Origin of the sequence: Gardnerella greenwoodii 00703Dmash (assembly GCF_000263635.1) — a bacterium.
In the GTDB taxonomy this organism is placed as follows: Bacteria; Actinomycetota; Actinomycetes; order Actinomycetales; family Bifidobacteriaceae; genus Bifidobacterium; species Bifidobacterium greenwoodii.
The window spans coordinates 307,767-328,023 of the sequence record NZ_ADEV01000009.1; the positions used below are offsets into that span (position 1 = coordinate 307,767).

Below are 20,257 nucleotides of genomic sequence, written 5' to 3' on the forward strand. Positions count from 1 at the left end.
TTTTAAAGTAATGAATAAAATACTTACAATGGATAATGCATAACAGAAGAAGGTTGAACAACCGAAGCGAGTTTTATAGCTAGGTTTTGCAAGGAATCTTGCAGGGCTTAACTATAAAGCTCGCTTTTTTATTGCTGATTTATTTACAGCTTAAACTTCACAAAACTTCAATAGAAATAATGCCAACAGGCTCAAGAGGAGCATCAGAGCGATCTGTTGCCACCGACTCGAGCTTATTAACAACAGACTTCGACTCGTCGTCCGCAACTTCGCCGAAAATCGTGTGGTGACCGTCAAGCCATGGAGTTGGAACGGTTGTGATGAAGAACTGCGAGCCGTTAGTGCCATGCAAACGACCGTCACGACCGCGACGCTTTCCAGCATTTGCCATAGCGAGCAAATAAGGCTTGTTGAACTTCAAGGATGAGTCAATTTCATCGTCAAACTCGTAGCCAGGTCCACCAGTTCCGTTACCAAGTGGGCATCCACCTTGAATCATAAATTCCTTAATAATGCGGTGGAAAGTTAAACCATCGTAAAATGGCTCATGCGAAGGTTCTCCACTGAATGGGTCAAGCCACTCGCGCTCACCGGTAGCTAAGCCAACGAAATTTTTGACGGTTTCAGGCGCTTTGGTATCAAACAGGTTGATTTTAATATCGCCTTCAGAAGTATGCATAATAACTGTAGTCATGTGGCAATTCTCCCATATTTTCGTGACTGTTTCAATTCGTGTTAGATAAAAATATTCGCATACGAAAATGCCCCACTTCGCGGAGTGAAGAAAGATGCGAAGTGGGGCAAGTATTTATTTATTGTCTGGCAAAGCAGCAGGCTTTGCAGGCTTTACATGCTTTGCAGGCTTTGCAGCCTCTCGCCTAGTTGTTGCTATGGCGGGAGATTCCGCGGCGCTTGCTCACGAAGAACGCAGCACCAGCAGCAGCAACAGTAGCAAGCAAGCCAATCACAGACACGTTGCTACCAGTCTTACTAAGCTGAGACACACCACTCTTCAACACCTGAGCACGCACAGAAGCACGAACCTCAGCCGCATGAGCCTTAGCAGACGCCAAAGCCTTACGAGCAGCAGAAAGCTTCTGAGCCGCAGCATCAACCTGAGCCTGAGTTGCATTAGGATCAGCAGCAACCTTCTTAGCCTCAGCCAAAGCAGCATCCAAAGCCGCCTGAGCCTTAGAAACTTGAGCATCAGCCTGCTTCACAGCCGGATTGCTCTCAACCGCAGCATTCACAGCAGCAGAATTTGCGCCATTAGCATTATTAGCGTTAGCAGCATTGGCGTTACCAGAGTTTGTATTACCAGCGTTTGCGTTACCAGCATTACCGGCGTTGCCAGCTCCAGCGTTTCCAGTCTGAGAATCAGCTTCAGCACTATCAATCTGAACGTTCAACTCGCCCTTATCCACAGTAGTAGGCGCGTTATCGTTCACACCAAAACCAGAATCCTCATGACTACCAGGAACAGGAGTTGGAAGCGGGCTTGGAGTTGGCTTCAAATCATTCTCAGCCTTCTTCAAATCCTCAGCAGCCTGATTCACCTGATCCTGAGTTGCATTAGGATCATTGTTCACTTCGTTAGCGTGATCCAAAGCGTGATCGTAAGCCTGCTTCTTATCCGAAGGAGCATTATTGTACTCATCCGAATTATGAACATCGCTACCATCGTTAATGCCCTGCTGCAAGTGAGACTTATCAACAGAAGGCGTTGGAGTTGGGGTTGGAGTTGGCTCGACTGGTTTCTTACCTTTAAGAGCCTCTTCAGCTGCCTTAAGCTTTGCAAGAGCCTTATCCAAAGCCTTCTGCTTATTCTCCTTGGTGTCAAGATGATCGTCTGTGCCAGCCTGCTTCTTACCGGTCAGCTTATCGATAAGATCCTTAGCCTCTTGAAGAGCCTGATCAAACGCATCCTTCTTTTCCTTAGTAGAATACGTATACCTATCTAAGGTATTAACAGTGCTATCCTTACCAATCTCATCTTGCAACGGCTTGGTATCAACACCATCAAGCTCTTCGCGCGCTTTTTGAAGATTTTTAAGCGCTTCATCCACTGCTTTTTGAGCTGCAGCTTCCTGCTCAGGAGTACGAGGAGTAGCGTTCGGATTCTGTTGGTTTGCATTATCATCTTTAGCAGTCTTCAATGCGTTTTCAGCAGCAGTCAAAGCCTGATCAAATGCCTGCTTCTTCTCTTGAGAAGATGTGTTGTAGATAGGATCACCCGGTGTTGCCGGCTTAGTTGGATCCTGAGGATCGGCCTGCGTTGGCTTAAGCTTAGAATCCTTATCTACTTCAGCCTGAAGTGCATCAGTAATAACGCCAGCACCCTTAGCTTTGTCGTCAATGGCCTGCATTGCATTAAGAAGATCCTTGTACAGCTCATTAACCTGATCTGCCGTCTTGGCATCGCCAGTTTCCTTAGCAAGCACGGCACCAGCGGCTGTGGAGGCGGTATTAAACGCCTTCTTCTTGTCATCGCTGTCTTGCAATGACTTGTACTTTTCGCCATTAGCGAACGTATCAGCGATCTCTTTCAGCTTCTCAAGGCGCTCCATAGCATGATCGGTTGCAATAGCATCAGCAAGCGCATTGTCGATGTCGTCCTTGCCAGTATCCTTGCCATCGTCATCCTTGATGTTGTGCGCATCAGTTGAGTTGATGATGTCTTCATACGCTTTCTTCTGCGCATTGTTCAAATGCTCGAGCTTGTCAATCGCTGCAAGCGCATCCTTGATCTTCTGGTTCTTTTTAGCACGATTCACGACTGCTTCAGGATCGCCAGAATGAGTAGAATCATTAATTTCCTGCTTATATTTATCCTTTTCCTCAGGAGTCAAACCAGGAATCTTATCAATTTCACCCTTAGCGTCATTCTTCTCTTTCTCGAAAGCTTTAGCATCAGGATCGTTGGTGTTGCCCTTCTTGTTTTCCTTCTGAGCATTGTTAACTGCATCATTGACCTTGTCATTAGCGGCCTTGAACTTAGTTTTAACATCGCTAAGTTGCGTCAACATTCCAGAAGGCGTAGTAGCGCTAGCTACCTGAGCCTTGGCAGTTGTGATAGCATCTTTTGCGGCATTAATAGCGCTAGTAGCAGCATTCTTATCTTCAGCTTTGATTGTTGTGTTATCTTTAAGAACCTTTTCAGCAGCTTGAAGCTTATTCTCAAACTCAGCAATCTTGGCGTTAGCAGCCTGCCTTGCAGCCTGCTCGTTAATGCCGTTCTGGCGCTTTGCCTCGTCAAGAGCCTTGTTGATGCTGTCAGCAGTAGCATTAGCATCATTCAACGCAGTTTCCAAAGAAGTGAGAGCACTATCCTTCTTACTTGGATCAGCGCCGATTAACTCCTTAAGAGCCTTATCATCATCGCTGTTAGCATTGCCGTGGCTTAAGAATGGAAGCGCACCTTCCTTCAAAGCACCTCGAGCGTCGTTAATCGCCTTGGCCTTTTCGAGAATCTTCTTAACATCCTCGGAAGTTTGAGCCTTATCAATTTCACCTGATAGCTTATTCTTATCACCAGAATCACCATCAGTTAGATTGGTCATGCTATTGAGAGCTTCTTTGGCTTTGGTTTTATCTTCAGCAAGTTTATTTTGCTGTTCTTTTTCGCGCTTCTCTTTCTCGCGCTTTTCCCTTTCTTCTTTCTCTTTCTTCTTGATGTCGCCAGGCTTTACATTATTCTTACCAGCCTGCTCATTGGCCTTCTTGAGAATGTTCTGAATTTCCTCCTTGTTCTTAGCATTCTTAATCTGATTTATGTAGTCTGTCTTCTGATCCTCAGTAAGCTTAGGATTACGGTTGATAATCTCCTCCGCCTGCTTCTTGAGCTTCTCGAGTTCGTCAGCAGATGGAGCTGGCTTAGACTCGGCCTTCTTCTTGTAGAGCTTGTTTGCAGGAACATTGAACAGAACAGCATCACCATTCTTAAAATCGATGCTCTTATTATCATTGAGATTAATACTAAATGAATCAATACCAGCAGGATTAGAGGCAGACTTAAGCTCAAGATTCTTAGTGCCGTCTTTAGGAGTCAACGTTAAGTTATTAAAGTTACCACTATTGCCAGTGATACTATAACTATCAATTCCTTCACCAGTGTAGTTAGCCTTTAAGAATGCTTTAACAGCTGCTTGAACATCTTCATCTGTCGCATTAAAGTTAGCGTCATTCGGATCAGCATCAATTTCGATTGGACTTGCAGTGTAGATGTACTCAGCCTTTGTGGCATTAGTAAGCTTAGCAATAAGTTCACGAAGCTGCTTCTCATTCATGCCGTTGATAGTGTTGTCACTAGCATCATCAATACCAGCTCGCTTGAAATCGTTGTCTGTTACACCACTGTTTTTCTTTGCATCGCGAATCTTTTTAGCAAGATCCTTCAAATCCGAAACAGTGTGATCCATGCCACTAGTATTCTTCTTAACATACAACTCTGTTGCTGGAACGGTGAATAGAGTCTTAATATTACTATCACCCTTCTCATACCCTTGAATCGTCAAGCTACCATCAGTTGATGTAGTAGATAAACCTATTGTTGCTACACCAGCTCCATCTGATGAATTTTTATCATAGAATTGTAGTCCGGAAGTACCCTGAACTGGAATATCAGTTCTTTTCAGAACATATGTACCGCCGGCAGCAGAAGTATCGTTAGAAATATCAGTTCCATAGTTAGATTTAACAAAATCTTTTAAAGCCTGAATCTGCTGCTGAGGAGTTGGATTATTACCTGTATACTCTATTGGAGTTACCTTATACTTATAGATTCCACTTGTATGCTCAGTTTCCTTAGGAGTTTGCTTACCTGGATTCTGCTTAAAGAACATACCCATTGGATACTTTGCATCTTTGTATCCATTTGCCTTAAAGGTGATGTAACCCATACCGTTTTCAACACTATATTCAACGCTATCAATGGCTACTTTTGTATTTGGATTCTTAGAATCCTTACCACCCTTTGCTTTCAATACGCCTTTAATAGAACCAAGTTGCGTAGAATTATTAGTATCTGTTAAATCCGAGTCCTTCATATTGAATGGATTAAAATTAACAGTAGTCTGACTTGCAGGCACATCAACCGTGAACGTCTTCTTTTCTGCAGGCTTTGGAGTTGACGGATCTGGAGTTGGCTTTTGCTCAGCAGCCTTTTGCTTTAAGAACTGCCATGAAGGAATTGTGCTCGTAGAGCCATCAGCCCAGGTGATAATAGCGTTCTTGAAGTCTTTATCGAAGCTTACAGGAGTTTTGCTATCCTTCTTAGCTGCAGTATAAACATCCAAATCGGCGTTTGCTGCGTCAAAAGCATCAGTTACTTGCTTTTTCTCCGTGTCAGTCAAGCTTGAAGGATTTGCAACCGCGATTGGATCAGGCACAACATACGGCGCCCAGTCGGAGATTTTTGCACCCTGATACACCAAAGAAGAATAAGGAACTGTGATTGTAGAACCATCAGTATAAGTAATAGTCAGTTCCTGCTTGTTGTTATCAAACTTATAAACGTCCGAATCAGTAGTAGAAACTTTATCAAGGAACTTTTTACCTTTATTCGCGTCCTTAAAGCCTTGAATAATCGCCTTCTGATCAGCCTCGCTCAAACTCTTAGGATCCACAACGCCCATAGGAGCAGGATAGACAGGTGGGAACTTAACGTTATCTTTTTTCTCTTCAACTACAAGCAACTTTCCAGGCATTTTAATCGTTGTATTGTCATGGAAAGTAAGAGTTGCAGTACCGTCATTAGCTACATCAATCTTTTCAAGAAGATTGTTGAAATGCTTAGTGTCTTTATTAGCTGTCTTAATAGCATCCTTAACTGAAGTCTTTTCAGTATCATTAAGAGCATCAGCTTTAGCAACAGGCGTTAAGGACGGATAGGCAACCTTCAAGCTGTCTGCAATCTTTGGAGCGCGATGAATCTGACCAGTAGCAATATGCCAGTTACCAGCAAAACGGTAAACGCCAGCAGCAAAATGCAATGGCTTAACATCGCGCTGCTTCCATGCTTCATCCGTCAACTCTGCAACGTAGGTCATCTCGTAATAGCGCTTACCTGCAGACTCCCAATCAACGAACATGCTTTGCATGCCCTTAGAAGCATCGTAGAAGTCTTTCCAATTGCCTGCAGTATTGCCTTTATTGTCGTAACCTTTGTTATTACCGTCATCGATGCCAAGCAGCGTTTTCAAACCATTCATAGAAGTAAGCTTGCTTGGATCGGTAATATAGAAATTGGAAATACCCTTCCAATCTTTTGGCGTATCTAAGAACCTAATACTTTTATCTGAATCTTTTCTTGCACCAGGAGTAATGTGCTTGCTTCCACCACTTGTAAGCTCTTCAAAGCGTCCATATCTAATATCGTGTACGTTTTGCAAACCTTTAGGAACACCGTACCACCACATTGGTCGGAATGCCCAATTATCAAAAGTTTTTCCATCTTTATTAAGATTTGCAATGTACTTTACATGTACATACTTGCCAAGAGGATCTTGCTTTGAAACGTCATCGTTTTCAGCATCTTGTGGATTATTGTAATAATGAACTTCAATCTTAAAGCGATCTTTACTGTAATCTGCGTCTGACTTGTAACCGTAGTAAATATTGTTTCCGTCAGGGCTCACATAACCGTCAGCATAGGCAGGCGCAGGAGAAACGAATACCCCCCCCCCAAGCACCATAGCGCCGGCAAGCATAGCAGCGCACACGCTCTTAGAAAGTGGCGCGTAAATAACGTTATTACTAGACTTTTGCATAGACTTTTGCAAATCAGCAAGATGCTTTGAGCTCATAATCTTCTTTGTCATTATTCCTCACTTAAACAATGTGTATTCTTTATGTTTCTGCTTATGCATAACTTGTAATATGCAATAATGCAGCAACCAAACAAATTAGCATTCGCTTCTTTGTTTCATACCAATTTGCTATTTACACAACGCTTCATACTCTCTTAATACATTTCAGCGCACACAAATTGCAAACTGACATTCGTATAGGCTATATGGTACTCAACTATTCATACATTACAAGCCTTTTCATGCAATAATTTGTGTAGCGTAAATCACATAATTCGCAAATCACGCATGAATACGTATAAATTACATGTTAAGACGTCATAATATTTATTAAAAAATTACGACACTCCGCAAGATAATTAACTGCTTACGCAAGAATATTAGTTACTTACGCAAGAGATTATTGCTTACTTAAGATACGGCTTTAACTCGTTAATAAGCAAACCGTTAGAAGCAACTACGTCATTTTCGCGTCGCCAATGAATAGGGTTTCCATCCCACTGGCAAACCTGACCCTGTGCTTCTAGCACAACCACAGCTCCAGCAGAAACGGCTGGAATATCCCACTGATGCAAATGCGGCTCAAAGTAAGCGTCGTACGTGCCGTCCGCCACTTTGCACAAGTCAAGCGAGGCCGGACCAATGCGCTTAATATCAGCAGGGCAGCCGGTTTCAACAGAAGCAACTACGTCAAGCGCGCGCTTAGATTCGCCCGGTATATAAGACATTCCGTAGCACACAACGGATCCTTGCAAAGTAGAAGTTGTGGAAGGCGTAATCTTCTCGCGCTTTTCTCCTTGCGGAGTTCTACGAATACGAATAGCACCTTGGCCTTTCGCAGCCAAATAGGTTAATCCCAATGCAGGAGCGTGTACAACGCCAAGCACTGGGCGAGCGGAACCTTCATCGTTAAACTCAAAAAGCGAAACGGTAAGAGTCCACTCTGCCATGTCTCGGTTAAAATTAATAGCGCCATCAACGTTTCCAACGCACCAAAAACGGTCGCCCGGATTGCAATGCTCCGGCCTAGTGCGCCAAAAACCTTGGAAAGGATTTACGTACGTTAAACGGTTTTGAATAAAGCGCACGAGCTTATCGCCAAAACCGGACTCTGACTGCGTAGAATCGCCCAACGCAAGCGACGTCATATCTTGAGGGCTTAATTGATCCTGATAAGCGTGTTTACCAACGTCTTCCAAAATACGCGCAACTTCAAGCGCAACTTCTCGTAAATTCAACTTACACTCCCTACCCTTCGTGCGTGAATTTCAATGTAAATTCCTGAATCTTCTGCATTCACGCACACTTTTCTCTCAAAAAACTAACTGTTATTTTACTCATCAATAGAAAGATTTACCAACACATTTATGCTCTGTGGATAAAAGCTACAGAACTTTCACAAAAAATAATCATTAATCTTTAATCATTGCTTCATTATTTTACATTGCTTATGTACATTACTCAACTTTTCGCTCTATAAATGTATTAACTCGCAGTCAAAAAACGCAATACAGCGCTTAAATCGCGAGTAAGAATGCGGTAAGGAGTAGCAGCTTGAACTGCTGGTTTTGCGCAAAAAGCCACGCCTAATCCAGCGAATTTAATCATTGAAATATCGTTCGCTCCATCCCCCACGGCAACAGTTTGCTCGCGCTCAACGCCAAGATCACTTGCCCAATTTTGAAGCGCTTCAACTTTTGCGTTAGCGTTAACAATATTTCCTAGCACGTTGCCAGTAAGCTTGCCGTCAGCCGACTCTAAATGGTGAGCCACCCAAAAATCAATATTCAAACTCGGCAGCAATTCGTCTAAAATCTCGTGAAAACCGCCAGAAACTGCACCAACTTTCCAACCGTGCGCGTGAAGCGCGTCAATTAAAACTTTCGCGCCTTTAGTTACGTGAATTTTGGGAATAATATGCTTTTTGCACTCGTCAATGTTTAGGCCGCGAAGCAACTTCAAGCGCAAACGCAAGGAGTCGTCGAAAGTGATTTCGCCACGCATTGCGCGCGCTGTAATCAAAGACATTTCCTTGCCGCATCCAGCTTCCTCGCCGAGTAAATCAATAACTTCTTCCTCAATAAGCGTTGCGTCAACATCCATAACCAAAAGCCCCGGCTTGGCTAAAGTTGGCAGCAGCGAAGAAAAGTTCATGCTCATAATTTTATGCGCAGTAAGCTTTGACAGAAAGCCTTGCTCCGCGCGCCCAATCGGCCGCTTTCATAGCTTTCTTTCCTTGCGCTTTTACTTCCAAAAGCTCAAGCGCGCCGCTTAAAGTACCGATCCAAACTTGCTTTTTGCCGGCAAGTAATTTTCCAGGATCAAGTTGCTTAAAATCTTCAGCATGCGGATCGTTAGCGTCTGCCGGCTTTGCGCGCAAAACATGCAAAGTAATCGGTTCCGCGTTATTCTCGTCGTCCGCATGAAGCTCGCACCACGCGCCCGGATTTGGCGTGCAAGCGCGAATTTGACGGTCAACCGCAAAAGCTGGCGCGTGAAAATCAATATGCGCATCTTCAACCGTGATTTTTTGCGCAACTTCTTGAGGAGTCTTATCCTGCTCAACCGGCACAATTTCGCCAGTTTCCATGCCACGAAGAGATGCTGCAAGAAGCGGCGCTCCATCGTCTGCAAGGCGCGCAAGAAGATCGCCAGAATTTTCGTGAGGCTCAATTTTCGTAGTAAACTGCGCCAAAATAGGGCCACAATCCATGCCGCGCGTAATGCGAAAAACCGTAGCTCCTGTAATATCATCCCCAGCCCAAATTGCGCGCTGCACAGGAGCTGCACCTCGCCATTGCGGAAGAAGCGAAAAATGAAGATTGTACCAGCCGAGCGGCAAAGCGTCTAAAACGTTCTGTCGCAAGATCTTTCCGTACGCCACAACTGCTGCAGCTTTCGCGCCAGTTTCGGCAAGCTTATTAAGGAAGTTAGCTTCGTCTTTGCTAGGGTCAATTTCGATTACTGGCAAGCCGAGCTCAAGAGCCGCTTGTTTTACTGGACTTGGAACGAGCTTTCGGCCGCGACCAGTTGGAGCGTCCGGGCGCGTAATAACAGCGCGAACGTCAAAATGCTCGGTGTTTTTTGCCAACTCCTTAAGAGATGGAACAGCAACTTCCGGAGTGCCTGCAAACAAAATTGGTAATGCCATATTTCCTCTACTATTTTAATAGACGTAAAAATTCTCCAGCAAAATCAGAAACAATCAGCAACAATCAGTCGGCAAAATACGCCAACAAAATTATCCTGCAAAATTATCCTGCAAAATTATCCAACAAAATCAGCCGGCAAAAGCTTCCTTTAATTTACTAAAGAAACCTTTTCGCTCACCCGACTGCTCATCAAGCGAATTTTGCTTCACATGCTTTACGTCACCGTCATGCAAATTAGCAAACTTACTAATAAGCGAACGCTCTTCTGCACTAAGCTTCGTTGGAATCTGAACCAAAACATGAACAATAATATTGCCGCGATCTTTAGAACGAAGCTTCGTAACTCCAAGATTTTCAAGAGTTACAGTGTCCTCACTCTGGCATCCAGCAGGAATTTCAAGCTTTTGAGAGCCGTCAAAAGTTTCGATTTCAACATCGTGACCAAGCACAGCCCAGCTCATAGGAACAGTAATCCAGCAATGCAAATCGTCGCCGTTTCGCGTAAACTGCTTGTCTGCGCGAATGTGAATATCAACATACAAGTCGCCAGCAGGGCCGCCGCACTCGCCAACGCTACCCTGAGAAGCAAGACGCAAACGGCTGCCATCTCGAATACCTGCAGGAACGTTCACACCAACTTCGCGAACCGCACGCACTCGGCCGCGACCACGGCAATTTTGGCACGGATTTTTAATAATCGTGCCGTGACCTTCGCACTTGTCGCAAGGCATTGAAGAAACCATTTGGCCGAGCATTGTGCGCACAACCTTCTGGCAGAAGCCAGTTCCATGACACTGCGAGCACTGCTCAGGAGCGGAATTTGCGGAATCTGCAGAACCAGAACCGCTGCAATCCTGGCAGACTCCAAAAGCGGTTATGCGAACGCTCACATTTCCGCCAAAAATAGCCGTTTTCAAATCAATCTTAGCTTCCGCTAAAGAGTCCTCACCAGGCTGAACCCTAGAAATTGGCTCTTGCGAAGTTCCAAAAGAGCCACCGAAGAACTGGCTGAAAATATCCCCCATGCCCATGTCTGCAAAGCCTGCGCCTGAAGCTCCGGCACTTCCTGCAGAAGGATCGTTAGGGTCGACGCCCATATCTACCATTCGACGCTTTTCTGGATTAGAAAGCACGTCGTAAGCTGCGTTTACTTCCTTAAACTTTTCTTCAAATTCAGCGCCTGCAATATCCGGATGATACTTGCGGCTCATCTTACGGTAGGCTTTGCGAATTTCGTCGTCACTAGCGTTATGGTCAACACCTAAAATCTTGTAGTAATCAGTCAATTAATTCCCCTTTTACCTTTTCCTAAATTATTTTTGCATAAGGCACAGCCAGCTATAAGCCAGCTAATTTTAAGAATTTTCGGATATAAACGAATTAAGATAGCGCGCAACAGCCTTAACAGCTGTCATAGTTGCAGCATAATCCATGTGAGTAGGGCCGATTGAGCCAATAAACGCGGAATCAGAATCCTCATTGTAGCCGTAAGCGCTTGTTACAACAGAAGCATTAAGCAAGCCCGGAGTGTGCGTTTCCGAGCCGATTGCAACACTAACGCCGCTTTCGCAATCGCTTGCTTCCTCGCTTAGCGAAGTCATAAGTCGCATAATAACAGCCTGCTCCTCAAGAGCGTCAAAAAGGGAAGCAAAATCGCCAATACTTTGCCTATGCGCAAGTTGGGAAGCTCCAGCCATATACAAGTCGTGAGTGTGCTCTCCGTCGTGCATGTCTTCTAAAGCGTTAGAAAGTTGACTAATAATTTGCAACGCTGACGCTAAATCCTTGCGATTTGCAAGCAAATAAACGCGCTTAGAAGCATCTAAAAGAGAGGCTCCAACGCAATTCTCATTAACCATATTAACTAAATGCAATAAGTCGTCTGGATTTATGTTAGAGGCTTGAATCATGTGCTGGGCTACGCCTCCAGCGTCTGTAATTACAACAACCAGAAGCATAGAAGATGATACTTGAACGATCTCAATTCTTTTTACTTTTGACTTAGACAATGCTGGAGATGCGACGAGCGCGACTTGACCGGTAATACTTGCAAGAAGACGTGCGGAACGTTGCAAAGTATCTTGCAAACTAACAGATCCGCTTAAAAAGTTACGTATAGCACGACGTTGAGGCTCAGAAAGCGGAATAATAGCAGCCAAGCCGTCAACAAAATAGCGATACCCCTTTTGGGTAGGAATGCGTCCTGCAGAAGTGTGCGGCTGAACAAGATAGCCTTCTTCTTCCAAAGCCGACATATCGTTACGAATAGTCGCAGAACTTACTCCAAGCTGGTGATGCTTTGCAAGAGCTGCAGAACCAACAGGCTCTTGAGAACGAATATAATCCTCCACAACTGCGCGCAAAATCATCATGCGTCGTGACTGCATTACCGCTCCTTATAAATAACAAATACGTCTAAATACTATATTTTTAATATCTATATTTCTAATATTTCTAATATTTTTAGTATTTCTAATATTCATATAATAGTCTATTTCTTAGCACTCAACAGAGCATAAAAGCAAACTATTATCAGAGCACAAAAGCAAACTCGCAACAGAACATAAAAGCAAACTTTTGACACACTTTGTAACATATTCGTCGCGCGCGAAAGATAGGATTGAAGGGCAATGAGAGGGTAAAAAGCCAGCGTAAGCTGTGCTTAAAAACCCGGATTATTGGAAGGAAAGTAGATCACATGACCGATTTCAACTGGTCTGCATTAGACGAGCGCGCCGTAAAGATGGCGAAGGTTCTCTCGGCTGATGCTGTTGAGCGAGCAGGACACGGACATCCTGGCTCCCCTGTTTCATTGGCACCAATTGCGTACACCCTGTACCAGCACTTCATTAAGCACGATCCTGCTGACCCAAAGTGGGCCGGCCGCGATCGTTTTATTCTTTCTGGCGGTCACGCTTCGCTTACGCAATATGTGCAGTTGTTCTTCTCTGGTTACGGCTTGACTCTTGACGATCTCAAGTATTTCCGTGGCGGCGCTGACACGCGTACTCCAGGCCACCCAGAGTATGGCTTAACCCCAGGCATTGAAATGACCACCGGCCCACTCGGCCAGGGTCTTGCCTCTGCTGTTGGTTTCGCTTACGGCCAGCGTTTTGAGCGCGGTCTTCTTGACCCAGAAGCTCCAGCCGGCACTTCCCCATTCGATCACAAGGTATGGGTTATCTGCGGCGAAGGCGACGTTGAGGAAGGCGTTTCTTCTGAAGCTGCTTCCTTGGCTGGAAACCAGAAGCTCGGCAATTTGACCGTAATCTTCGATGCAAACCACATTCAGATTGAAGGCGACACCAAGCTCACCTTCTCTGAAGATATTCTTGCTCGTTACCGTGCATACGGTTGGTACACCGATGAAGTTAGCTTCATCCAGCCAGACGGCTCCTACAAGGAAGACGTTCAGGCTTTGGCTGCTGCTATTGAAAAGGCTCAGGAAGTTACCGACAAGCCTCACTTCATTAAGGTTAATACTTTGATTGCTTGGCCAACCCCAGGCAAGACCGACAACGAAGCTTCCCACGGCTCCAAGCTTGGCGAAGAAGCTGTGAAGGGCTTGAAGGAACTTTGCGGTTTCGACCCAGAAGTTGCATTCCCAATCGACGAAGAAGCTTTGGCTCACGCTCGCAAGGTTGCAGAGCGCGGCTTGGCTGCTCACAAGGCTTGGGATGAAGCTCTTGCAAAGTGGGCTGCTGCTAACCCAGATAAGGCTGCTCTTTACGAGCGTCTTAAGGCTGGCAAGCTTCCAGAAGGCTTCGACAAGGCTATTGACGACTTGGTTGCTGGCTTCGAAGTTGGCTCTAAGGTTGCTACACGTAAGGCTTCCGGCGCAGTTCTTAACGCAATTGCTGCTGTTATGCCAGAACTTTGGGGTGGTTCCGCTGATTTGGGCGGCTCCAACAACACCAACATTAAGGGCGCTGACTCCTTCGGTCCATCCGAAGACGCAACCCGCACTTGGCCAAACGTTTCCGAGTACGGTCGTCAGCTTCACTTCGGTGTGCGCGAGTTCGCAATGGGTGCTATTACCAACGGTATTTTGCTTGGTTCTGACACTCGCCCATTCAACGGCACCTTCTTCCAGTTCTCTGACTACGAGCGCCCAGCAGTTCGCTTGGCTGCTTTGATGGAGATTCCAAACCTCTACGTTTGGACCCACGATTCCGTAGCTTTGGGTGAAGATGGTCCAACTCACCAGCCAATCGAACACTTGGCTGCTTTCCGCGCTATTCCTCAGCTTGAGGTTGTGCGCCCAGCAGACGAGTACGAAACTGCTGAAGCTTACCGCTACTTCTTCGAAAAGAAGAACAGCTACCCAACTGCCATGATTTTGACCCGCCAAGGCGTTCCAACCCTCGCTGAGACTGCTGAAAAGGCTCGCGAAGGCGTGAAGCACGGCGCTTACGTTTTGGTTGATTGCGAAGGCACTCCAGACGTGATCATCATGGCAACCGGTTCCGAAGTTCAGTGGGCTGTTGCCGGCGCCAAGACTTTGGCAGCTGAAGGCATTAAGGCTCGCGTTCTTTCCATGCCATCCCTCGAATGGTTCGAAGAGCAGGACGAAGAGTACAAGGAAGCAATCCTTCCAAAGTCCGTTAAGGCTCGCGTTTCCATCGAAGCTGGCTTGGCATTGCCTTGGTACAAGTATCTTGGCGATTGCGGCAAGGCTGTTTCTATTGAACAGTACGGCTTGCAGGGCGACGGCGGTCAGAACATGATCGACTTGGGCATTACTGCTGAGCACGTAGTAGAAGCTGCTAAGGCTTCTATCGAAGAAGCTCGCGCCTAAGGTAACTTGGCAAAAAGCAAGTAAGCAAAATAAAACTTGATGTATCAAAATAAAATTGGTATGTCACAAAACTAGAAGTGCTAACGAAACACTTCACAAGAGACAGCGACGGCGTGTTGATGCCGAGCTACCGTTGGTTCGACATCAACCGCTGTTTCTTGTAAAAACGCCAAAATACCGACGTGCCCCAATTGGTGGAGCACAGTGTTAAGGAGATAACATGACTGAAGCAACGCAGCGCACTAGCGATTCCGGCGTTTCTATTTGGTTGGACGATTTGTCCCGCACCCGCATTGAGTCCGGCTCTTTGCAGGATTTGATTGCTAACAAGAATGTTGTTGGCGTTACCACCAACCCATCCATCTTCCAGAAGGCTTTGAGCCAGGTTGGCCCATACGATGCACAGCTTAAGGAACTCGGCAAGGTCGACGTTGAAACCGCTATCCGCGAGTTGACCACCACCGATGTTCGTAACGCAACCGATATCTTCCGCGAGATCGCTGAAAAGACCGACTTCGTTGACGGCCGCGTCTCCATCGAAGTTGACCCACGCTTGGCTCACGATACTGCTAACACTGAGAAGCAGGCTGAAGAGCTTTGGGCAAAGGTTGATCGTCCAAACGTTATGATCAAGATTCCAGCAACTTTGGAAGGTCTTCCAGCTATCACCGCTACCCTTGCTAAGGGCATTTCCGTGAACGTAACCTTGATCTTCTCCCTCGAGCGCTACGAGCAGGTTATCGACGCCTTCATCGAAGGTATTGCTCAGGCAGATGCTAACGGCCACGACTTGAAGCACATTGGTTCCGTAGCTTCCTTCTTCGTCTCCCGCGTTGATAGCGCTGTTGACAAGCTCCTCGAAGAGAACGGCTCCGATGAAGCTAAGGCTCTTGAAGGTAAGGCTGCTGTTGCTAACGCTCGCTTGGCTTACGAACTCTTCGAGAAGAAGTTCGCAGCTGATCCACGCTGGGCTGCCCTCGAAGCTAAGGGCGCTAAGAAGCAGCGTCCACTTTGGGCTTCTACCGGCACCAAGAACGCAGCTTACTCCGACTGCAAGTACGTTGACGAGTTGGTTGCTGAGCATGTTGTGAACACCATGCCAGAAAAGACTTTAAACGCTCTTGCTGATCACGGCAACGGCGCTGCTTCCGTTAAGGGCACTTACGAAGAGAGCCACGCTGTTATGAACAAGCTTGCTGAGCTTGGCATCAACATTAAGGACGTTACCGACAAGCTTGAGGCCGACGGTGTTGCCGCCTTCATCAAGTCTTGGGATTCCGTGATTGCTGATGTGCAGTCCGGCATCGATCGCGTAAACGCCTGATTTTGCTAATCGTCTGATAGCGAAACTGCTAATCAGCGAAACTGCTAAATAACGAAAACCGCACCTTGCGTATGTACTAATCTTACGCAGGCGCGGTTTTTGTTTTGCGTTTTTATCAATCGTAATAAAATAATCTACCCACTGTTACTTTCTCAGCTAATAAACTGAGAAAGTAACAGTAATAAGCACAACACTGTTAAAAACTCAGTCAACCAACTGAGAAAATAACGGTAATAAGCACAACACCGTTAAAAACTCAGTCAACCAACTGAGAAAGTAACGGTGATTACTTGCCAGAAAGAGTTCGCCAGCGAGATTTGGTTAAAACGTTGCGATGGCGCACGCGAGTTTCGTAAGCGAGCGCTTAGAGCGCGAGCATCATCTCGCATTTGAGGGGTTGCGAAGGGTTAGGCGCTCCAAACATGAGCAAAACTCCCCACGTTTGTGATCACCCGAACAAACCGTCAAACCGTCGATTCGCTACTTAAGCGAGCTCCAATCAAACGGCTGCTCAACAAGATAGTACGCATTGCTGTCATCCGGCGCAGGCGCAAACGGCACAGGCTTATGCTTGCTAGTCGGCACAAACGGATTATCTGAGGTCGAATACTCGCCATCAAACGGCACAACAGTTTCTTTGTAAAGCTTAGGATCCCTACGCAAAATAAATGGACGATTAGGATCAGGCTGCGTTTTACCTTTGCCTTTAAAATATCCGCTACTTTCCAGCTCATTAAGTTTTGCATTCACCGGAATTGCAACAAAGAAATCAGTCATCTTATAGCTCATTCCGGTCCACTTCTTATGATTGTGCAAATCCATAAATAGAGACAGAACATCGCCATCGTAATTCTTCAGATGACCAGCTTCACACACTTTTTGATCTAAAATAGGCAACAAATACAAATCATCACCGCAATAAGGTACACCAAGCGACTGATAAAATTCAATAGCGCCAGTATCTCCAGCTATAAGATGATTATGCATAAGATCCTTCATATGCGGATCAAGCTTTTCTCCACTAGTAACTGACGCAGAAGAAATAACGTCTAGAATCATTTGCATTAAATTATCTGTTGACATTTCAAGCGTATTTGGAGTGTAGCTACGTAATATTCGGTCAAATGACGAACTAAAATCATCACCCGGATACCCGTTTATAGTATAGATGCGTGTTTCCTTCTGATATTCGTTAGGAGTATAAATATTTGTTGCTCCCAAATTTATGCAGTCACCGGATTTAGTGCACCAAGTTCCAAGCAAAGGCTCCATAAATCCTATAACTTGTAGTTTTGTATTGCCCTTTTTATACTCTAAAGACTTACCTTTCATATCCGTTGCAATAGCAGTTCTTGCGCCAGACGCGTCAACGCCATAGAGAAGATCAATATGACCTCCAGTAAATTGCGATCCAAGCGAAGGATAAGTTCCCATAATTTTGCCTATCATTTTTTTAGACGCAAAATGAGGCTTTAAAGTAATATCGTTAAAACCAAGAGAGTTGAGCCTTTCCTTGGCTTTATCTTTATCCATGCCGAATATATTTACAGGAATACCCTTATTTTTGCTTGCGACGGCAAGATTGATAACGCCCTTATTCCCATTTATAACGGAATAGCCTGGCATAGGCTCGGAGCCAATCACTTCCCCAGTCGGCTTATTATCAACAACAACATTGTGGACCTTTACTTCCACACCCATATTTTTAAGAATCTTAGTAACTGAACCAACTTTTTTGCCAACTATGCCTTTAGATGGCACGCCCGGGCCTTTGGACTGAACAATCGTAACAGGAATAAATTTAAGCACTGAATTTCCAGGATTCGTACCATCAAGTCTTAAGAAACTTCCGCGCTTACGCTTGTTAAATTCGCCTTTAATTCTTACGCTTAAGCCCTGCTTTTCGAGCTTTTTAGTCATTTTTGTAATGCTTGTGCGCGCAAATTCAGAAGCATTCGGCAGCTTAACTTTGTTAAGCTCAAAATAGAGAAGTGTGCCAAGAGCAGCAGCAATAACTATTGAAACAGCAACAACAACTGCGATTATTACCCTCTTTTTATCTACTTTGTGCACTTCGCTATTTTCGCTATTTTCGCTATTTTCGCGGTTTTCGCGGTTTTCATTTTGCGGAAGATTGTGCGAAGGATCTTGCGAAGAATCGTACGGAAGCTGCGGGTATTCCGGTTGATTGACAAACTGAGGCTGCGAATCTGCAGGCTGATTATTTACTGGAGCGCCACAATTTTCGCAAAATGACCAATTATCTTCAAGAGCGCTACCACACTGTATACAAAACGCCATAACACACCTTCTTTGCCGGCACCTTCTTTATTGGCGCCTCATATGCTCTCTTTACAAAGACCAATATACTCCAACCGCCAAAAAATGATGCGAGCCACGCAACAGCGTTACTAACGCAGTCAAGTATCTGAGAAAATAACGGTAATGGGCACAACACTGTTAAAAACTCAGTAAACCAACTGAGAAAATAACAGTAATAAGCAAAACACCGTTAAAAACTCAGTCAACCAACTAAGAAAGTAACGGTGATTACTTGCCAGAAAGAGTTCGCCAGCGAGATTTGGTTAAAACGTTGCGATGGCGCACACGAGTTTCGTAAGCGAGCGCTTAGAGCGCGAGCATCATCTCACAATTGGAGGGTTGCGGAGGGTTAGACGCTCCAAACGCGAGGAAATTTCCTCACAATTGGAGCGCTCGACGTATGACTCCGCCCAACTGCGCCAGTAACGAAAAAAACGGTAAAGCGTGCGCGTTCTAAAAGCGCTCGATATTATCCAACGCGCATAATCCGCGGCACACCAGCCTCAACAAGCTTCCGCTCAAGATTCTTAACGCCAACAACATCCGCAAAATTAAAGCGCACAATCTTACTCACGCCGCACTCCCTAAAAAGCACAGACTCACGCTCCGCCTGCCTATCAATATTGCGATTAATAGCGGCCTGATTGTAGGAATTACGCAACATTTGAGTATCAGACGAAGAATTAAAGTTGATGTTCGCATGCGTAGAATTAGTCGAATCAACAAAATACTTGTCATACCCATCAAGCTCACCAACAATCAGGCCACCGCCCGAAACCCGCCACAAAAAATCACACCTATACTTAACCCTAGAATTCGGCACAACAAACTCATGCTGCAACTCAGGCATCATAAACCCAAGATCAATCATCGTGCCGCGCGCAAAAGACTCGCCGCCATTCTCGCTTAAACCATTCTTAAAAAAGCAAAGGCGGCGCAGCCTAAGAAGCGAATATTCCTCACTCCCAGATTTTCCGAACCCGCCGCCAGCAAATGCATTCGCAAACGACTCCGCAGAATTAGCAGTAACTACACTCTTCTCACGAGTACGCAAATCTTCATATTCTTCATTGAATGAATCGTACTCATCATAAACGTCTTCCACGTATTTAAGCTCATTAACGCAACCATTTCTACGTCCGCCAGCAGAAGTCCCGTATCTTCTACCGCAAATCTCAAGAACCTTGTTAAAGTTCACGTTATCACGCGCAGCAGAATCAAAAATCGGCAGCGCTGTCCTAAAATTCACAGTATTCGCAACATCAAAAAGCATCGTGCTCTTGTCAACAATATGACTTCTAATCTCATAACTTACCCTGTCACTTGAATGCGGAAGCGTAACGAGACGTCTACCATGATTTCGACTCGGCTGCACAATGCGCACGTCATCACTTGTACCATCCTGCTCTTTGCATGTTCGCATAATCCTATGCAAATACGGATTATCGTTAGCAGACTTGTGCACAGAACTACGAATATAAATCTTCGTTGAACTTACAGAAGAACTGAAGTTGCGCTGAATATTATCACTGCCATCTTCTACATAATCATAATTTTCCACAATATCATAGCCAAGTAGCGCAGCAGCAGTAGTACCAGTGAACTTCCATTCTGGATAAATCTCCATTAAAGAAATAGCTATGTGACGCATTTTTTCAGACGGATATAGCCTCTTCCAGTACTCAGTTCGCGAGTAAAGATTGCGAAAAGTGCGCACAAAAGTGCCTTTTTTCACGCACCTATACGCATACTGCTTTTGCGCACTAGTAATTGGTCGTATGCAGTGATGATTACTTTCTGCATTTTCAATCATGCGTATTATTTCGTTACTGGTATTGCTCATACAATTTATTAT

11 protein-coding genes are annotated in these 20,257 nt (G+C 45.2%); 2 read left to right on the top strand and 9 right to left on the bottom strand.

All coding sequences use genetic code 11. The features are described from left to right. Positions 1–157: 157 nt before the first annotated feature. The 7 genes from NG78_RS01040 to hrcA all read right to left on the bottom strand — a co-directional run bounded on the left by NG78_RS01040 (position 158) and on the right by hrcA (position 12,330). Positions 158–694 (bottom strand): peptidylprolyl isomerase, encoded by a 537-nt coding sequence (locus NG78_RS01040; protein ID WP_004135192.1) that lies wholly within the window; start codon positions 692–694, stop codon positions 158–160. A gap of 184 nt (positions 695–878) precedes the next feature. Beyond that, positions 879–6,818 carry a GA module-containing protein gene (locus NG78_RS01035; protein WP_004135194.1) on the bottom strand — a complete coding sequence of 1,980 codons (5,940 nt, stop codon included), beginning with the start codon at positions 6,816–6,818 and terminating at the stop codon, positions 879–881. Between the two features lie 395 nt (positions 6,819–7,213). After that, positions 7,214–8,044 (bottom strand): inositol monophosphatase family protein, encoded by an 831-nt coding sequence (locus NG78_RS01030; protein ID WP_004135196.1) that lies wholly within the window; start codon positions 8,042–8,044, stop codon positions 7,214–7,216. 247 nt (positions 8,045–8,291) lie between these two features. Continuing rightward, the gene (gene serB / locus NG78_RS01025; protein ID WP_196218479.1) at positions 8,292–8,966 is read right to left on the bottom strand and encodes a phosphoserine phosphatase SerB; all 675 of its coding nucleotides are present in this window, start codon (positions 8,964–8,966) and stop codon (positions 8,292–8,294) included. A gap of 4 nt (positions 8,967–8,970) precedes the next feature. Next, positions 8,971–9,957, bottom strand: a complete 987-nt coding sequence (fmt, locus tag NG78_RS01020) for a methionyl-tRNA formyltransferase (RefSeq protein WP_004135200.1) — start codon at positions 9,955–9,957, stop codon at positions 8,971–8,973. 129 nt (positions 9,958–10,086) lie between these two features. Beyond that, complete coding sequence (gene dnaJ / locus NG78_RS01015) at positions 10,087–11,244, bottom strand: molecular chaperone DnaJ (RefSeq protein WP_004135201.1); 1,158 nt, start codon at positions 11,242–11,244, stop codon at positions 10,087–10,089. Between the two features lie 69 nt (positions 11,245–11,313). After that, positions 11,314–12,330: a heat-inducible transcriptional repressor HrcA gene (gene hrcA / locus NG78_RS01010; protein ID WP_004135202.1), complete on the bottom strand. Its 1,017-nt coding sequence runs from the start codon at positions 12,328–12,330 to the stop codon at positions 11,314–11,316. Positions 12,331–12,656: 326 nt separating this feature from the next. On the opposite strand from hrcA, the gene tkt reads away from it, so the two are divergent. After that, entirely contained in the window at positions 12,657–14,756 is a 2,100-nt protein-coding gene (gene tkt, locus NG78_RS01005) for a transketolase (RefSeq protein WP_004135203.1), read from the top strand. A gap of 220 nt (positions 14,757–14,976) precedes the next feature. Then, a complete protein-coding gene (gene tal / locus NG78_RS01000; protein ID WP_004135204.1) occupies positions 14,977–16,080 on the top strand; it encodes a transaldolase in 1,104 nt (367 codons plus the stop codon). Positions 16,081–16,560: 480 nt separating this feature from the next. Here the strand turns inward: tal and NG78_RS00995 are convergent, their stop codons facing one another. After that, on the bottom strand, positions 16,561–18,381 hold the full coding sequence (locus tag NG78_RS00995; RefSeq protein WP_004135207.1) for a PASTA domain-containing protein: 1,821 nt from the start codon (positions 18,379–18,381) through the stop codon (positions 16,561–16,563). Positions 18,382–18,871: 490 nt separating this feature from the next. After that, complete coding sequence (locus NG78_RS00990) at positions 18,872–20,245, bottom strand: hypothetical protein (protein WP_032837844.1); 1,374 nt, start codon at positions 20,243–20,245, stop codon at positions 18,872–18,874. Positions 20,246–20,257: the final 12 nt, after the last annotated feature.